Below are 15017 nucleotides of genomic sequence, written 5' to 3'. Positions count from 1 at the left end.
CCATGCTCTCCTTCATAACCCGCCGTATCGCGGCGGCAGTTGGCACCCTCTTCCTCTCCTCCATCCTCGTCTTCCTCGCCGTGCAGGCGCTGCCCGGCGACGTCGCCACCCAGATCCTCGGCAAGGACGCGACCCCGGACGCGGTGGCGGCCCTGCGCGAGAAGCTGAAGCTCGACCGGCCGGCCTGGGAGCGGTACTGGGACTGGGTCTGGGGCGCGCTCCACGGCGACTTCGGCACCTCCCTCGTCACCGGCAAGGCCGTCGGCGGCGAAGTGTCCATGTACCTCGGCAACTCCGCGCTGATCGCCGTCATCACGGTCCTCTTCGCGGTCACCGGCTCGATCGTCCTCGGCATCCTCGCGGGCCTCTACCGCGACCGCTGGCCCGACCACGTCATCTCCACCGTCAGCCTCGTCGGCATGAGCGTCCCCGAGTTCGTCGTCGCCACCGTCCTCGTCCTGTGCTTCTCGGTCGCCCTCCCGTGGTTCCCCGCGGTCGTCCTCTACGGCCCCGACGCCAGCGTCTCCCAACTCCTGCCCGCCGTATGGCTTCCCGCCCTCGCGCTCGCCGTGGTGATGGCCGCGTACATCGTCCGCATGGCCCGCACCTCGGTCATCGACGTGATGGCCACCGAGTACGTCACCACCGCCCGCCTCAAGGGCCTCTCCACCTGGCGGGTCGTCACCCGACACGCCCTGCCCAGCGCTCTGTTGCCCACCCTGCACGTCATCGCGCTCAACGTCGCCTGGCTGGTCGGCGGGGTCGCGGTGGTCGAGAACGTCTTCAACTACCCGGGCATCGGCAAGCTGATGCTCTCCTCGGTGCAGAACCGCGACCTGCCCACCATCCAGGCCATCGCCCTCATCAGCGCGGTCGTCTACGTCGTCTGCAACCTCGCGGCCGACCTCGCCACCATGGCCCTCAACCCCAGGCTCCGCACCCGAGGGAGGACTCGATGACCACGCTCGACACCGTCCCGCCGACGACCGTACGAGGCGCCCGCACCGTCCGCGCCTGGCGCACCGTGAGCAGTTCCCGCACGGCACTCGTCGGCCTCGCGATCGTCGCCGTACACGTCCTGATCGCGCTGCTCGCCCCCCTCCTCACCTCCTACGACCCGATCGCCAACGACGCCAACCACGCCCTGCTCGGCCCGAGTTGGAGCCACTGGGCCGGCACCGACCAGTACGGCCGGGACGTCCTCGCCCGCGTCCTCTACGGCGGCCGGTACGCCCTCGGCATCTCCGTCACCGCGACCCTGATCACCGTCGCCCTCGGCACGGTCATCGGCTGCGCGGCGGCCCTGCGCGGCGGCTGGTTCGACGACGTACTGGGCCGGATCCTGGACGCGATCCTGTCCATCCCCTCCGTCCTGGCGCTCCTCGTCGTGGTCACCGCCCTGGGCACCGGCCCCGCGGTCATCGTCCTCGCCGTCGCGATCACCTACGTCCCGCAGGTCGTCCGTGTCGTGCGCGGCGCCGCCCTCGCGGTCGTCCCCGCCGACTACGTGACCGCGGCCCGCGCCCGCGGCGAGAGCACCTGGTCGATCCTGCGCCGGGAGATCCTGCCGAACATCACCGACGTGGTGTGCGTGGAGTTCGCGATGCGGGCCTCCTGGGTCGTGCTGCTGATCTCCTCGCTGTCCTTCCTCGGCTTCGGCGCCGACCCGCCAACTCCGGACTGGGGCCTGATGGTTGCCGAGAACCGCACCGCCATCACCGTCGTCCCGATGGCCAGCCTCGCCCCCATCATCGCGCTGGCCACCCTCGTGGTCGGGCTCAACCTCGCGGCCGACGGCCTGTCCAAGGCGTGGGGCGTCGACCGGATCAGGGAGGGCTCCTGATGGCCTCGATCGTGTCCGTCAACTCCCTGTCCGTGGCCTACCGTTCGGGCGGCCAGGACGTGCCCGTCGTGCACGAGGTGTCGCTGGACGTCGCCGAGGGGCAGACCCACGCCCTCGTCGGTGAGTCCGGCAGCGGCAAGTCGACCATCGCCGCGACCCTCCTCGGCCACCTGCGGCACGGCTCCCGGATCACCGGGGGCTCGGTCCAGGTGTCCGGTGCCGACGTATTCGCCCTGCCCGCACGGGAGTTGCGACAGCTGCGCGGCGGAACGGTCGCGATGGTCGGCCAGAACGCCGGCCACGCCCTGACCCCCTCCATGCGCATCGGACGGCAGATCGCCGAGGCGGGCGGTGACGTCCCCGTCGTCGACCTCCTCGAACAGGTCCGGCTGCCGAACCCCGCCGAACTCGCCCGCCGCTACCCGCACGAACTCTCCGGCGGCCAGCAGCAGCGCGTCGCCATCGCCATGGCCATCGCGGCCCGCCCCAAGGTCCTGGTCCTCGACGAGCCGACGACCGGCCTGGACGTCGTCACCCAGCGCAGCGTCCTCGACCTGATCGCCGCCCTGCGCGACGAACTCGGCCTGGCCGCGGTCCTGGTGAGCCACGACCTCGGCGTCGTCGCCCACATGGCCGACGAGGTGACCGTCCTGCGGTCCGGGCGCGTGGTGGAGTCGGCACCCACGCGGCAGTTGTTCTCGCAGCCCCAAGACCCGTATACGCGCCGCCTGTTGGCGAGCGTGCCGCGCCTCGACGACTCCGGGCTCGCCGTCGTCGGCGATGCGGGGGAGCGGGAGGTCAGGCCCCGGGCGGAAGTCCCCGCCGACGCCCCCGTGGCCGTCTCCGCACAGGACATCACCATCGACTACGGCAGCACCCGCGCCGTCCACGGCGTCTCCTTCGACGTCCGGCGCGGCGAAGTCCTCGCCCTCGTGGGCGAGTCGGGCAGCGGCAAGTCCACCCTCGCGTGGAGCCTGGCCGGACTGCGCACCCTGTCCGGCGGCACGATGAAGCACGCGGACGGCGACCTGGCCCGCCCCGCGCAGCAACGACCGCTGTCCCTGCGCCGCCGGGTGCAGCTCGTCTTCCAGAACGCCGACACCTCGCTCAACCCCCGCCGTTCCGTGGGCGACGCGGTCCGTCACCCCCTGCGCTTCTTCGGCACGGTGACCGACCGCACCGAGGCGACCGAGCGGGCCCGGCAACTCATCGCCGACGTACGCCTCGACCCGGCCCTCGCCGACCGCCTGCCCGCGCAGCTCTCCGGCGGCCAGCGTCAACGCATAGGCATCGCAAGGGCGTTGGCGGGCGAGCCGGACGTCCTGATCGCCGACGAGATCACCACAGCCCTGGATGTGTCGGTCCAGGCCGACGTACTCCGGCTCCTCGACGACCTGCGGCGCGAGCGCGACCTGGCCTGCCTGTTCATCAGCCACGACCTGGCCGTCGTACGGGGCATCGCGGACCGGGTCGTCGTACTGCGCCACGGAGTCGTCGTCGAGGAAGGCCCGACGGAGACCGTCTTCGCCGACCCCCAGCACCCCTACACCCGCCAACTCATGGCCGCCGCCCTCGAACCCGACCCCGACGCACAGCCCTACGTCGACGACACCGCCGACTGGGCCGACGCGGCGGACGGGGACGACATCTGGACCGAGAACGGCGACGACGCCCACCGCGTCCGGCGCTGGCGCCCCCTCAACGCCCCCGTGGCAGAAGGAGCTTTGTGAAGTACCGCGAACAGTTCGAGCGCCAGGTCGTCCGCGAGGACGTCTGGATCCCCACCCGGGACGGAAGGACCCGGCTGCACGCCCGCATCTGGCGGCCCGATGACGCCGAGTCGGACCCCGTACCCGCGCTGCTCGAATACCTCCCGTACCGCAAGAGCGACTGGACCGCACCGCGCGACGCCCAGCGCCACCCCTGGTACGCCGGACACGGATACGCCTCCGTCCGCGTCGACATCCGGGGCCACGGCGACAGCGAGGGCCTGCCCGGCGACGAGTACGACGCGCAGGAACTCGCGGACGGCGTCGACGTCGTCAACTGGCTTGCCGCACAAGCCTGGTGCACCGGGAAGGTCGGCATGTTCGGCATCTCCTGGGGCGGCTTCAACGCTCTTCAGATCGCCGCCCTCGCGCCCGAGCCCCTCAAGGCGATCGTCACCGTCTGCTCCACCGACGACCGCTACGACAACGACGTCCACTACACGGGCGGCGCCGTCCTCGGCATCGACATGCTCGCCTGGGCCGGCACCATGCTCGCCTTCGCCTCGCGCCCGCCGGACCCGGCGAGCGTCGGCGCTGACCGCTGGGTGCCGATGTGGCGCGAACGCCTCGACGCCCTCGAACCCTTCCTGCACACCTGGCTCGACCACCAGCAGCGCGACGACTACTGGAAGCACGGCAGCGTCTGCGAGGACTACACCGCGATCGACGCGGCCGTCCTCGCGGTCGGCGGCTGGAACGACCCGTACCGGGACGCCGTGTTGCGGCTCGTCGAGCACCTGCCCGAGGACCGAGTCCGGGGCATCGTCGGCCCCTGGTCGCACCAGTACCCCGACCGGGGACTGCCGCCCGGCCCGGCGATCGGCTTCCTCCAGGAGACCCTGCGCTGGTGGGACCAGCACCTCAAGGGCATCGACACGGGAGCCATGGCGGAGCCCCTGCTGCGGGCCTGGATCACCGACCCGGTCCCGCCTGCGACGTCGTACGACGTGTTGCCGGGCCGTTGGGTGGGTGATGCCAAGTGGCCGAGCCAGAAGGTCAGTTGGGACTCGCGTCCCCTCGGTGCGAGCGCGGACCCCGTCCTCGTGCGCTCCCCGCAGCACACCGGCCTCGACGCCGGCCGCTTCTTCCCCTTCGGCAACGCGAGCGACCTGCCGCCGGACCAGCGCGAGGAGGACGGCCGTTCGGTGTGCTTCGACTCCGAACCGCTCACCGAACGCGTCGAGATCCTCGGCCGCCCGCGCGTCCGGCTCCGCCTCGACAGCAGCACTCCACGTGCCCACGTCATCGCCCGGCTGTGCGACGTGGCACCGGACGGCTCGTCCACGCTCGTCACCCGGGGCGTGCTCAACCTGCTGAGCAGGCACGGCCGTGACCGGGCCGTCGAGTGGACACCGGGGACGTACGAGGACGTCGAGTTCGAGCTGACCGGCATCGGCTACGCCCTCCCGCCCGGCCACCGCATCCGGCTCGCCGTCTCCGACACCTACTGGCCGTGGGTCTGGCCGCACGGCGAGCGCGGCGAACTGCGGGTCGTCCCGGCCGAGAGCGCCGTAGAACTGCCCCTGCGGGAAGGCGGGGAGGAGCCGCCGATCCGTTTCGAGGCGCCCGAGCAGGCGACACCGCTCGACGTGACCTACGACCGGCCCGCCGAGGCGACCCCCGAGCGACTCGTCACGCATGACGTCGCCAAGGGCGAGTGGACGCTGGAGGTGGACCCCAACTACGGGGGTTCGCGGACGTATCCGGACGGGCTGCGGTACGAGGAGAGCGCGCGGGAGACGTACCGCATCCGCGGCGACGACCCGCTGTCCGCGCACGCCGTGTCGGAGTGGCGGATCCGGTTGCGCCGCGGGGACGACTACGACGCTGAGATCATGGCGCGGACGGAGCTGCGCGCCACGGCCGCGGACTTCGTCATGGACAGTCGCGTCGAAGCACGGGCGAACGGAGAGACAGTGGCCGAGCGAGCATGGCACCGCACCACCCCGAGGACGTCGGGATGACGGCCGCCAAGCAGCCCCAGCCGGCCACCAAGTCCCCGCGCCGAGCCGTCGCCGCCGCCGACCGCACCCGGCAGCCCACCGAGGTGCGCCGCCGGCTCATCGTCGAGGCGGCCGTCCCGTTGATAGCGGAACGCGGTTACGCCGCCGTCGGCGTCCGGGACGTGGCGGCGGCTGCCGGGGTCTCCGTCGGCACCGTCACGTACCACTTCGGCAGTGTGCAGGAGATCCTCTCCGAGGCGATGGTCCTCCATATCGAGCGCTACTACGCCGAGTTGAACGAGGCGGCCGAGCAGGCGACGAGCGGAGCCGAGGCGCTGCGGCTGCTCGTCGACGCGCTGTTCACCGAGGACACCGACCGGCACTGGCGCATGTGGTTCGACTACTGGAACGCGGGCGAACAGGGCACCGACGCGGCCTTCAGCGGCGGCCAGGCCCACCGCTACGAGACCTGGCACCAGCAGATTCGCGCACTGGCCCAACGGGGCGTCACCGACGGCGAGTTCGACGCCGACGACCTCGACGGCTTCACCGTCCGCTTCGCCGCCCTCGCCGACGGCCTCGCCCTGCAACGGCTGCGCCAGGCACCCCCGTTGAGCACCCAGGACGCCCGCCGGCACCTCAACCGCCTCATCGAGACGGAGCTGGGGACCGGGCGCCGATCACCCGAGTGATCTCCCGGGCGAGGCGCTCCCGGCGCCGGACGGTATCGGGCTCGTCGAGCTGTCCGAGGTCGAGGTTGACCGGGCTCTCTTCGGCGCGCGGGGTGCTGGAACGCCTCGGCCGCGCGAACCTCCGTGCGCCGCCTACCCGTTGAGGTCGTTCACCAGCACCGCGGCCCCGTCGAAGCGGCCGGCCTTCAGATCCGTCAGCGCGTCCGCGGCCCGTGAGAGCGGATAGGTGTGCGTGGTCGCGCGCACGTCGTGCCGGGCGGCCAGAGCGAGGAACTCCCTTGCGTCCGCACGGGTGTTGGAGGTGACGCTGCGCAACTCCTTCTCGTAGAACAGCTCGTGCTCGTAGTCCAGGGGCGGTGTGTCGCTGAGATGGATACCCGCGACCGCGAGGACCCCGCCCCGGTCGAGCGCCCGCAGCGCCACCGGCACGAGATCGCCGACCGGCGCGAACAGGATCGCGCTGTCGAGCGGCTCCGGCGGAGCCTCGTACGCGTCGCGCGCCGAAGCCGCCCCCAGCTCAAGCGCGAGCCGCTGCGCGGCCTTGCCCCGGGTCAGCACATGCACGGTGGCCCCCTCGGCGAGCGCCACCTGGGCGCACAGATGGGCGCTGCCCCCGAAGCCGTAGAGACCGAGCCGTCCGCCCGGCGGGAGGGCGGCCCGGCGCAGCGCGCGGTGGCCGATGATCCCGGCGCACAGCAGCGGTGCCAGGGCCACGTCGTCGAGGCCGGCGGGGAGTCGGTGGGCGAACGCGGCCGGTACTGTCGTGTACTCCGCGTAGCCGCCGTCGGCGTCCCAGCCCGTGTACTCGGAGCGCGGGCACAGATTCTCGGCCCCGCGCAGGCAGTACGCGCAGGTGCCGTCGGTACGGCGCAGCCAGGCGACGCCCACCCGGTCACCGACCGCGAACCCGCTCACTCCGGCCCCGACCCCGGCCACCTCTCCGACGACCTCGTGCCCCGGAGTCACCCCCGGGCGGCGCACCGGCAGGTCCCCCTCGGTGACATGCAGATCGGTCCGGCACACCCCGCACGCGCGCACGTGCACGAGCAGTTCGCCATCCCCAGCTACCGGCACCGGCTTCTCCACGAGCTGGAGAGAGCCTCCCTCGACGGGCCCCGGCTCGGTCACGGCCCACGCGCGCATCGTCGTCGTATCCGCCATACGGCCAGTGTGGAACGGACCGCGGCGTTCGGCGCGCGTCCTGCCCTCCGGGTGACTAGCGTGAGAATTCGGACAACCCGACCTACCGGAGAGGGCCGCGATCATGGCCGTACAACCTGAGGGAACCCCCTGTTGGGCCGACGCGATGTTCAGCGACGTGGAGGGGGCCAAGCGCTTCTACGGCGAGGTGCTCGGCTGGACCTTCGGCGACGCGTCGTCGGAGTACGGCAACTACACCCAGGCCTTCGTCGACGACAAGGCGGTCGCGGCCGTCGTACCGCCGATGCCCGGAGCGGAGGGCCAGTCGCGGTGGTGCCTGTACCTCGCGTCACCGGACGCGGCGGCCACCGCGGCGAAGATCCGGGAGAACGGCGGCCAGGTGCTGATGGAGCCGATGAAGGTCGGCGACTTCGGCACGATGTGCCTGGCCAGTGAGCCCAGCGGCGCCGTCTTCGGCGTCTGGCAGGGCGGCGTCCACGAGGGCTTCGAGGCCACGGGCGTGCCCGGCGCCTACGCCTGGGCCGAGATCTTCACGCGCGAACCCGCAAAGGCGGACGCGTTCTTCGCGGCGGTCTTCCCGTACGCGCAGAAGCAGATGGACGGCGGCGACATGGACTACCGGATGTACAACGTCGGCGACGACACGGTGCTGGGCCGGATGGCGATGGGCGACGAGTTCCCGCCCGAGGTGCCGTCGTACGTCAACGTGTACTTCGCCGTCCCCGACTGCGACGAGGCCGTCGCCAAGGCGACCGAGCTCGGCGGTGTCGTGCGCTTCGGCCCCATGGACAGTCCCTTCGGGCGGTTCGCGGCGCTGAGCGATCCGCAGGGCGCCGCGTTCACGGTGATCGACGTGAGCACGACCAAGGGCGAGTTCCCGACGAGCACGGACGTCTAGCCGAGGCCACGCGTCAGCTCCCGTCGGCCGCCCACCGGGCGGGAGCGCAGGCCACGGCCGTGTCGACCATGGCCAGTGCTTTCACACAGGTGTCACACGGCCGGTTCCGCGTAGTTGGCCACGCGGTTGGCCACGGCGACTCCCCAGGGGATGCCGAAGAGCAGGACGAGCGCCAGGCCCAGGACGAGGGGAGCCGGGCGCAGGGCGCCGACGGCCACGCAGAGGAGGGCCATGGCGACACAGGTGCGGGCCAGGGGCCGGTAGAGCCCGAGGTTCTCGCTCCACGCGCGCGTGGAGGCCGCGAGCACCATTGTCGCGCAGAGCACGACGGCCGCGCCCACGCAGAGCACCCAGGCCGTGGCCGCGGGGGTCCGGCTGTCGTGGGCGTGCTCGACGAGGCCGACCATCGCGGCGCCCATGGCGGCCACCGCGGCCGTGATCGGCAGGTGGACCACCATCCACCGCAGGGCGCACGCGCGCGTGGGCCGCGGCAGCCGGTGTCCGGCGAAGTCGAAGTAGGTCCACCACGCGCCGAACCCGACGACGACGGCGACGAGTCCGACCGCGAGGGTGAGCGCGTTGGTCGGCTCGTGGGCCAGTCCGTCGACCACTCCGGTCACGTTCTCGCCGAGCACGATGATGATGAACAGCCCGAACCGTTCCGTGAGCGCGTCGGTCACGCTGAGCGCGACCACCTGTTCCGGGATGGCCCTTCCGATGATGACCACGAACCCGGCCAGGTAGACGACGGCCAGCGCACCCCACGTCAGCACGCGGGCGTCGGCGGGCAGGGCGGCGCTCGCGGCCAGCACGACCGCGCAGGCCGCCGTCCCCGTCACGTACAGCAGGCTGGGACGCCGGAATTCGGCCGTGTCACTGCGCGAGGCGAGCAGCCACAGCAACGCCAGCACCGCGAACAGCACCCCCGCGTCCACGGCGAACGCGACACCGCGCGCGTCGCCCGCGCCGGGGATGAACGCGCCCAGCGGGACGAGTACGAGGATCTGCAGCAGGAACATGCTCCGGCCGCGGGCGTCCTCGTGCCCGTGCAGTTCGTGGTGCAGGCTGCCGTTGAGCCAGGCGATCCACACCAGCGCGAACACCGCGGCGAACAGGCCCAGTCCGTGCCAGTCGAGTTCCCCGGACAGATGGTGGGCGGCCTGCGCGACCAGTACGACCACGACCAGGTCGTAGAAGAGTTCCAGCGGCCCGACCACGCGCTCGCGCGGCTGCTCGCCGTGGGGGCGCGGGGGCCGCCACAAGTGACGGCGCACCCGGGCCCATTGCTCTTGTCGCGAGGTCATGCGCGCAGCGTAGAGGGCCGGCGGACGAGATCTTCGGATACGGTCCACAGCCGGTCCGCGTTGTCACCGAGGTCGCTGCGCCCTGTTCCGGGGAGAGGAGGTGGCCGATGGAGCTCACCGCCTGCCAGGCCGCCCCGAACGCGGCGATCGTCGCCCAGGTCACCGCGGCCCGGCCCTGCCCTGTTTGTCGAGCGGGACCTCGTCCGGGGTGACGCGGGGCCCGTCGCGCAGTCATGGCATGATCGGGCGCATGCGTGAACGTGTGGTGGCCGCGTGCGACGGGGCTTCGAAAGGGAATCCCGGGCCGGCCGCCTGGGCCTGGGTCGTCTCGGACGACAAGGAGAGCCCGGCCCGCTGGGAGGCGGGGCCGCTCGGCAAGGCCACCAACAACGTCGCCGAACTCACCGCGCTGGAGCGGCTGTTGACGGCGACCGCACCGGACGTACCGCTGGAGATCCGCATGGACTCGCAGTACGCCATGAAGGCGGTCACCACCTGGCTGCCCGGCTGGAAGCGCAACGGCTGGAAGACCTCCGGCGGAAAGCCAGTCGCCAACCAGGAGTTGGTCGTCCGCATCGACGAACTCCTCGGCGGTCGCTCGGTCGAGTTCCGCTACGTCCCCGCCCACCAGGTCGACGGCGATCCGCTGAACGACTTCGCCGACCGCGCGGCCAGCCAGGCGGCCATCGTCCAGGAACCCGCGGGCAGCGACCTCGGCTCCCCGGAACCGCCCCCCTCGCCCGACACCCCGAAGAAGCCCGCCCGCGCGGGCAGCGCCAAGTCGGCCCGGAAGAGCACGAGTTCGGCCTCCCGCACCATCAAGGCCAAGTTCCCCGGCCGCTGCCTGTGCGGTCGCGCCTACGCGGCCGGCGAGCCCATCAGCAAGAACCCCAAGGGCTGGGGCCACCCGGAGTGCGCCACGGCCGAGGCGTAAGCCCCTCGCCTGCCCGACGCGTCCCGTCGGCCTTCGAGTCCTGAGGCCGATGGGACTTCTTTGTATCCGCGGGCTGCTACTCTGCGGTTCCACTTGACCACTTTGAGTAATCTCCAGGGGTGTGCGCGTGAAGGTCGCCTGTGTCGGAGGCGGGCCCGCCGGTCTGTATCTCTCGATCCTGCTGAAGCGTCAGGACCCGTCCCACGACATCACCGTCTACGAGCGCAACGCCGAGGGCTCGACCTACGGCTGGGGCGTGACGTACTGGCGCGGACTGCTCGACCAACTCCGGGAGTACGACCCGGAGTCCGCGCAGGCCGTCGACGAGCACTCGGTGCGCTGGAGCGACGGCGTCGCCCGCATCCGGGACCTGACGACCACGCAACCCGGGGACGAGGGCCACGGCATCGGCCGCCACCGGCTCCTCAAGATCCTCGCCGAACGGGCCCGATCCCTGGGCGTACGGCTGGAGTTCGAGTCCGAGGTCACCGCCGACGACCTGCCCGACGCGGATCTGATCGTGGCCGCCGACGGCGTCAACAGCGCGCTGCGCACCCGGCACGCCGACCACTTCGGCGCCGAACTCAAGCCCGGCCGCAACCAGTACATCTGGCTCGGCACCAGCAAGGTCTTCGGCTCCTTCACCTTCGCCTTCGTGGAGACCGACCACGGCTGGATCTGGTGCTACGGCTACGCGTTCGGCCCCGAGGGCAGCACCTGCGTCATCGAGTGCGCACCCGAGACCTGGACCGGGCTCGGCCTCGACACCGCCGCAGAGGCCGACGGGCTCGTCCTGCTGGAGAAGCTGTTCGCCGACCTCCTGGACGGGCACTCCCTGATCGGCCGCGCCTCCGCCGACGGCAGCGCCCAGTGGCTCAACTTCCGTACGCTGACCAACCGCACCTGGCACCGAGACAACCTCGTCCTGCTCGGCGACGCCGCCCACACCACCCACTACTCCATCGGCGCCGGCACCACCCTCGCCCTGGAGGACGCCATCGCCCTCGCGGACGCCCTGCGCGACCACACCGAACTGCCGCAGGCCCTCGCCGCGTACGAACAGCGCCGTAGATCCGCCCTGTTGTCCATCCAGAGCGCGGCCCGCTACAGCGCCCAGTGGTACGAGAACCTCCAGCGCTACATCCACCTGCCCCCGCACCGCATGTTCGCGCTGCTCGGCCAGCGGCACTCGCCTCTGCTGCCGTACGTCCCGCCGCAGGTGTACTACGGCATCGACAAAGCGGCGGGACGGCTGGAGGCGCTGCGCCGGTTCAAGCGCTGGCTCGGGCCCAAGGTCGCGCGGACCGTGCACGCGCGGGCGCTCGCCTCCCGCAAGTAGGGCACCCTCCGGGAGCGGTCGAGCTTCCGTGAGCGGCCTGGGAAGGTTGGGTGAATGACTATTCACCAGTTAGGGTGAATAGTCATTCACCTTCTTTTTTCATGCCAGCTGGAGTGCCCATGGGCCAGCCCGTCCCGATATCCGAGCCGTCCGGCGACCTCGCCGGGCGGACCCCCTTGCGGGACCGGCTCACCGTTCCGGTACTGGCGTTCGGCGGGATCCTGATGGCGGTCATGCAGACCGTGGTCGTCCCGCTGCTGCCGTCCCTGCCCCGGCTGACCCACTCCTCCGCGGGTGCCGTCTCCTGGATGGTCACCGCGACCCTGCTCTCCGGCGCGGTCCTCACCCCCGTGCTCGGCCGGGCCGGCGACATGTACGGCAAGCGGCGGGTCCTGACCGGTGCCCTGAGCCTGATGACCGTCGGCTCGGTCATGTGCGCCCTGTCCTCCGACATCCGCGTCCTGATCTTCGCCCGCGCCCTGCAAGGCGCCGCCGCAGCCGTCGTACCCCTGTCGATCAGCATCCTGCGCGACGAACTGCCCCCGGAGCGCCGGGGCAGCGCGGTGGCCCTGATGAGTTCCACGGTCGGTATCGGCGCCGCGCTCGGACTGCCGCTCGCGGCACTGATCGTGCAGTACGCCAACTGGCACGTCATGTTCTGGGCGACCAGCGCGCTCGGCGCGATCGGTGTGTGGGGGATCTGGTGGGCGGTGCGCGAGTCGCCCGTCCGTTCCCCGGGCCGCTTCGACGTGCTCGGCGCACTCGGGCTGGCCGTAGGACTGGTGTGTCTGCTGCTCGGGGTGTCGCAGGGCGGCCAGTGGGGGTGGGGCAGTGCGCGGATCCTGGGGCTGTTCCTCGCCACGGTCGTCGTGTTCGGGCTGTGGTGGTGGCAGCAGCTGCGCACCGAACTCCCGCTGGTGGACCTGCGGTTGGTGTCCCGGCCCCGGGTGGGCCTGTCCCATGTGGCGGCCCTGCTGACCGGCTTCGCGTTCTACGCCAACTCCCTCGTCACCGCCCAGCTGGTGCAGGCGCCGAAGGCGACCGGGTACGGGCTCGGGCTGTCCATCGTCCAGACCGGGTTGTGCCTGCTGCCCGGTGGCATCACCATGCTGCTGCTCTCACCCGTCTCCGCCCGGATCTCGGCGGCGCGCGGCCCGCGCATCACGCTCGCCCTCGGCGCCGCGATCATCGCGCTCGGCTATGTGGTGCGCATCGCCGACAGCCGTGACCTGTGGACGATCATCCTCGGCGCGACCGTCGTTGCCACCGGCACCACCTTCGCCTACTCGGCGCTGCCCACGCTCATCCTGCGCGCCGTCCCGGCCGGCCAGACCGCGTCCGCGAACGGTGTCAACGTCCTGATGCGCACCATCGGCCAGGCCGTCTCCAGCGCCGTGGTGGCCGCCGTGCTGGTGCACCACACCAGCCTGGTCGGCGGGCTCCCGCTGCCCACGCTGCACGGATACCTGATGGCGTTCGGCATCGCGGGCGTGATCGCCCTGGTGGCGAGCGCGGCGGCCCTGACCATCCCGGGCGACCCCGCTCCCGACGACACGCGGCGCGCCGGGGACCGTACGGAGGGTGCGCGGGACGAGGCGCTGGAGGGAGCATGAGTGCCGTGAGCACCCCTCCACCCACCGCGTCCCCGCCCGCCCGCCGGGACGCCGAGGCGACCAAGGCGGCCATCCTCAAAGCCGCCCGCTACCTCCTCGCGCGCAACGCGCACGCCGACATCACCCTCAAGGCCGTCGCCGAACGCGCCGGTGTCAGCGCGCCGTTGGTCCTCAAGTACTTCGGCAACAAGGACGCCCTCTTCGCCCGCGTCATGTCCTTCGAGACCGACGCGCAGGACCTCCTCGACGCCCCGCTCGACGGCCTCGGCCGCCACATGGTCCGGCACGTCCTGGTCAGCCAGCGCGAGCGGGGCGCCGACCCGCTGCTGCGGATCGCGTTCGCACCCCTCCAGGGCGACCACGGCGACGTCCTGCGCGTCAACTTCCGCGCCCAGGTGGTCGACCGCCTCGCCGGGCGCCTCTCCGGCCCGGACACCGCCCTGCGCGCCGAACTCGCCGTCGCGACGATCCTCGGCCTCGGCGTCATGTACGGCATCGCCCGCGGCACCCGGCTGCGCGCGACCGCGATCGACACCGTCGTGGACCGCTACGGACCCACCGTGCAGGCCCAGTTGACGCCCTAGGCGTAGCGGCGCGCCTTGCGGTACTGGCGGGCCAGGACCCGCAGCGTGGCCAACGCCGCCGGACCCGTGTCGTGCAGCAGGACCCTGCCCCCTTCGCGTCGCACCGCGCCGAGCCGCAGTTCCTGGACGGCGATCAACGCGTCGAGGAACGGCCGGTGTTCCGCCGCGACAAGCGCGGGAAGCATACGGCAGCCGGCGAGCGTCGTCTCCGCGAGGCCGGCCTGCGCCCGGACCACGTGGTCCAACGCCGGTACGCACGCCGGTGACTTGCTGCGCAGGTCCTCGAACTTCAGCCCGTGCCGGGCGAGTTCGTCCCGGGGGATGCCGATGCGGTCGTTCTCGGTGTCCTCGCGGAGGTCGGCGAGGAAGTCGCTGCGCTGCCAGCCCTCGATCAGGTCCCGGCACCCCTCGACGTACGACTCGTACGCGTCGGAGTCGGCCGGCGCGAGCAGGGACGCGGTCAGCATCAGGGCGGGCAGCGAGTAACTGTCCACGTACGCCTGGAAGTCGGCCTCCGTCTCGAAGCCGGTCCAACTCGCCTCCACGGGAGCGCCGTCGAGGAAGGCACGCACCCGCGCCGCCATGTGCGGGTGACGGCGCGTGGTGTCCCAGAGCGCCAACAGGGCGTCCTGGACGGGCGGTTCGCCGCTCTCCAGGGCCGCCGTGGTCTCGGCGTCCCAGGAGGCGAGGGCAGCCGTACGCGCGTCCACGGCACCGGTGTCGATCAGTTCGTCGGTCGCGTGCATGTAGGCCACCGCGGCGACGACCGGCGGATGCAGCTCCGCCGGCAGCAACAGCCGTACCGCCACGTACTCGTGCAGCGCGAACCTGCGCACGATCTCGCGCTGGGCGTCGTACGCGCGCCGCAGTCGCGGATCGGTGATGCCCGCCTTCGTCAACGCGGTCGACCAACTGCCCACAACTCTCCCCAGCTCAA

General features: G+C 71.8%; 13 protein-coding genes. 10 read left to right on the top strand and 3 right to left on the bottom strand.

Annotated elements, in window-relative coordinates; all coding sequences use genetic code 11:
* The first annotated feature begins 2 nt into the window (after nucleotides 1-2).
* Genes OG407_RS04610 through OG407_RS04590 form a run of 5 tightly spaced genes read left to right on the top strand, consistent with a single transcriptional unit; the run spans nucleotide 3 to nucleotide 6247 of the window.
* Nucleotides 3-959: an ABC transporter permease gene (locus OG407_RS04610; RefSeq protein WP_403594086.1), complete on the top strand. Its 957-nt coding sequence runs from the start codon at nucleotides 3-5 to the stop codon at nucleotides 957-959.
* Nucleotides 956-1843, top strand: a complete 888-nt coding sequence (locus tag OG407_RS04605; protein ID WP_405855238.1) for an ABC transporter permease — start codon at nucleotides 956-958, stop codon at nucleotides 1841-1843. Before OG407_RS04610 ends, OG407_RS04605 begins: the two co-directional genes overlap by 4 nt.
* Nucleotides 1843-3573: a dipeptide ABC transporter ATP-binding protein gene (locus tag OG407_RS04600; RefSeq protein WP_405855236.1), complete on the top strand. Its 1731-nt coding sequence runs from the start codon at nucleotides 1843-1845 to the stop codon at nucleotides 3571-3573. The genes OG407_RS04605 and OG407_RS04600 overlap by 1 nt, the downstream gene beginning before the upstream one ends.
* Entirely contained in the window at nucleotides 3570-5576 is a 2007-nt protein-coding gene (locus tag OG407_RS04595) for a CocE/NonD family hydrolase (protein ID WP_405855234.1), read from the top strand. Before OG407_RS04600 ends, OG407_RS04595 begins: the two co-directional genes overlap by 4 nt.
* Complete coding sequence (locus OG407_RS04590; RefSeq protein WP_328685442.1) at nucleotides 5543-6247, top strand: TetR family transcriptional regulator C-terminal domain-containing protein; 705 nt, start codon at nucleotides 5543-5545, stop codon at nucleotides 6245-6247. The genes OG407_RS04595 and OG407_RS04590 overlap by 34 nt, the downstream gene beginning before the upstream one ends.
* A 132-nt stretch (nucleotides 6248-6379) precedes the next feature.
* Here OG407_RS04590 and OG407_RS04585 read toward each other — a convergent pair whose 3' ends face one another.
* The gene (locus OG407_RS04585) at nucleotides 6380-7390 is read right to left on the bottom strand and encodes a zinc-binding alcohol dehydrogenase family protein (protein ID WP_405868281.1); all 1011 of its coding nucleotides are present in this window, start codon (nucleotides 7388-7390) and stop codon (nucleotides 6380-6382) included.
* A gap of 121 nt (nucleotides 7391-7511) precedes the next feature.
* On the opposite strand from OG407_RS04585, the gene OG407_RS04580 reads away from it, so the two are divergent.
* Nucleotides 7512-8306 carry a VOC family protein gene (locus OG407_RS04580; protein WP_405855232.1) on the top strand — a complete coding sequence of 265 codons (795 nt, stop codon included), beginning with the start codon at nucleotides 7512-7514 and terminating at the stop codon, nucleotides 8304-8306.
* Between the two features lie 92 nt (nucleotides 8307-8398).
* Here the strand turns inward: OG407_RS04580 and OG407_RS04575 are convergent, their stop codons facing one another.
* A complete protein-coding gene (locus OG407_RS04575; protein WP_405855230.1) occupies nucleotides 8399-9610 on the bottom strand; it encodes a low temperature requirement protein A in 1212 nt (403 codons plus the stop codon).
* 238 nt (nucleotides 9611-9848) lie between these two features.
* Here OG407_RS04575 and OG407_RS04570 point away from each other — a divergent pair, with 238 nt between their 5' ends.
* The 4 genes from OG407_RS04570 (at nucleotide 9849) to OG407_RS04555 (ending at nucleotide 14080) form a co-directional block, all read left to right on the top strand.
* Nucleotides 9849-10544, top strand: coding sequence for a ribonuclease H (locus OG407_RS04570; protein ID WP_405855228.1), 696 nt, complete (start codon nucleotides 9849-9851; stop codon nucleotides 10542-10544).
* Between the two features lie 121 nt (nucleotides 10545-10665).
* Nucleotides 10666-11883 carry an FAD-dependent monooxygenase gene (locus OG407_RS04565; protein ID WP_405855226.1) on the top strand — a complete coding sequence of 406 codons (1218 nt, stop codon included), beginning with the start codon at nucleotides 10666-10668 and terminating at the stop codon, nucleotides 11881-11883.
* Nucleotides 11884-12002: 119 nt separating this feature from the next.
* Nucleotides 12003-13496, top strand: a complete 1494-nt coding sequence (locus tag OG407_RS04560; RefSeq protein ID WP_405855224.1) for an MFS transporter — start codon at nucleotides 12003-12005, stop codon at nucleotides 13494-13496.
* Entirely contained in the window at nucleotides 13493-14080 is a 588-nt protein-coding gene (locus OG407_RS04555) for a TetR family transcriptional regulator (protein WP_405855222.1), read from the top strand. Before OG407_RS04560 ends, OG407_RS04555 begins: the two co-directional genes overlap by 4 nt.
* Here OG407_RS04555 and OG407_RS04550 read toward each other — a convergent pair.
* The gene (locus OG407_RS04550) at nucleotides 14077-15000 is read right to left on the bottom strand and encodes a phytoene/squalene synthase family protein (RefSeq protein WP_405855220.1); all 924 of its coding nucleotides are present in this window, start codon (nucleotides 14998-15000) and stop codon (nucleotides 14077-14079) included. The two genes, OG407_RS04555 and OG407_RS04550, sit on opposite strands and share 4 nt — an antisense overlap.
* Nucleotides 15001-15017 lie beyond the last annotated feature (17 nt).

This window comes from Streptomyces sp. NBC_01515 (assembly GCF_045040345.1).
In the GTDB taxonomy this organism is placed as follows: domain Bacteria; phylum Actinomycetota; class Actinomycetes; order Streptomycetales; family Streptomycetaceae; genus Streptomyces.
Note: the sequence above shows the minus strand (reverse complement) of the source record. Positions and strands in the feature narration are given on the sequence as shown.

Bases quoted from the DNA above. Each gene is read 5' to 3' on its own strand.
- OG407_RS04600 (WP_405855236.1), top strand. From the start codon at position 1,843: ATGGCCTCGATCGTGTCCGTCAACTCCCTGTCCGTGGCCTACCGTTCG.
- OG407_RS04555 (WP_405855222.1), top strand. From the start codon at position 13,493: ATGAGTGCCGTGAGCACCCCTCCACCCACCGCGTCCCCGCCCGCCCGC.
- OG407_RS04570 (WP_405855228.1), top strand. From the start codon at position 9,849: ATGATCGGGCGCATGCGTGAACGTGTGGTGGCCGCGTGCGACGGGGCT.
- OG407_RS04585 (WP_405868281.1), bottom strand. From the start codon at position 7,390: ATGCGCGCGTGGGCCGTGACCGAGCCGGGGCCCGTCGAGGGAGGCTCT.
- OG407_RS04560 (WP_405855224.1), top strand. From the start codon at position 12,003: ATGGGCCAGCCCGTCCCGATATCCGAGCCGTCCGGCGACCTCGCCGGG.
- OG407_RS04580 (WP_405855232.1), top strand. From the start codon at position 7,512: ATGGCCGTACAACCTGAGGGAACCCCCTGTTGGGCCGACGCGATGTTC.
- OG407_RS04605 (WP_405855238.1), top strand. From the start codon at position 956: ATGACCACGCTCGACACCGTCCCGCCGACGACCGTACGAGGCGCCCGC.
- OG407_RS04590 (WP_328685442.1), top strand. From the start codon at position 5,543: ATGGCACCGCACCACCCCGAGGACGTCGGGATGACGGCCGCCAAGCAG.
- OG407_RS04610 (WP_403594086.1), top strand. From the start codon at position 3: ATGCTCTCCTTCATAACCCGCCGTATCGCGGCGGCAGTTGGCACCCTC.
- OG407_RS04575 (WP_405855230.1), bottom strand. From the start codon at position 9,610: ATGACCTCGCGACAAGAGCAATGGGCCCGGGTGCGCCGTCACTTGTGG.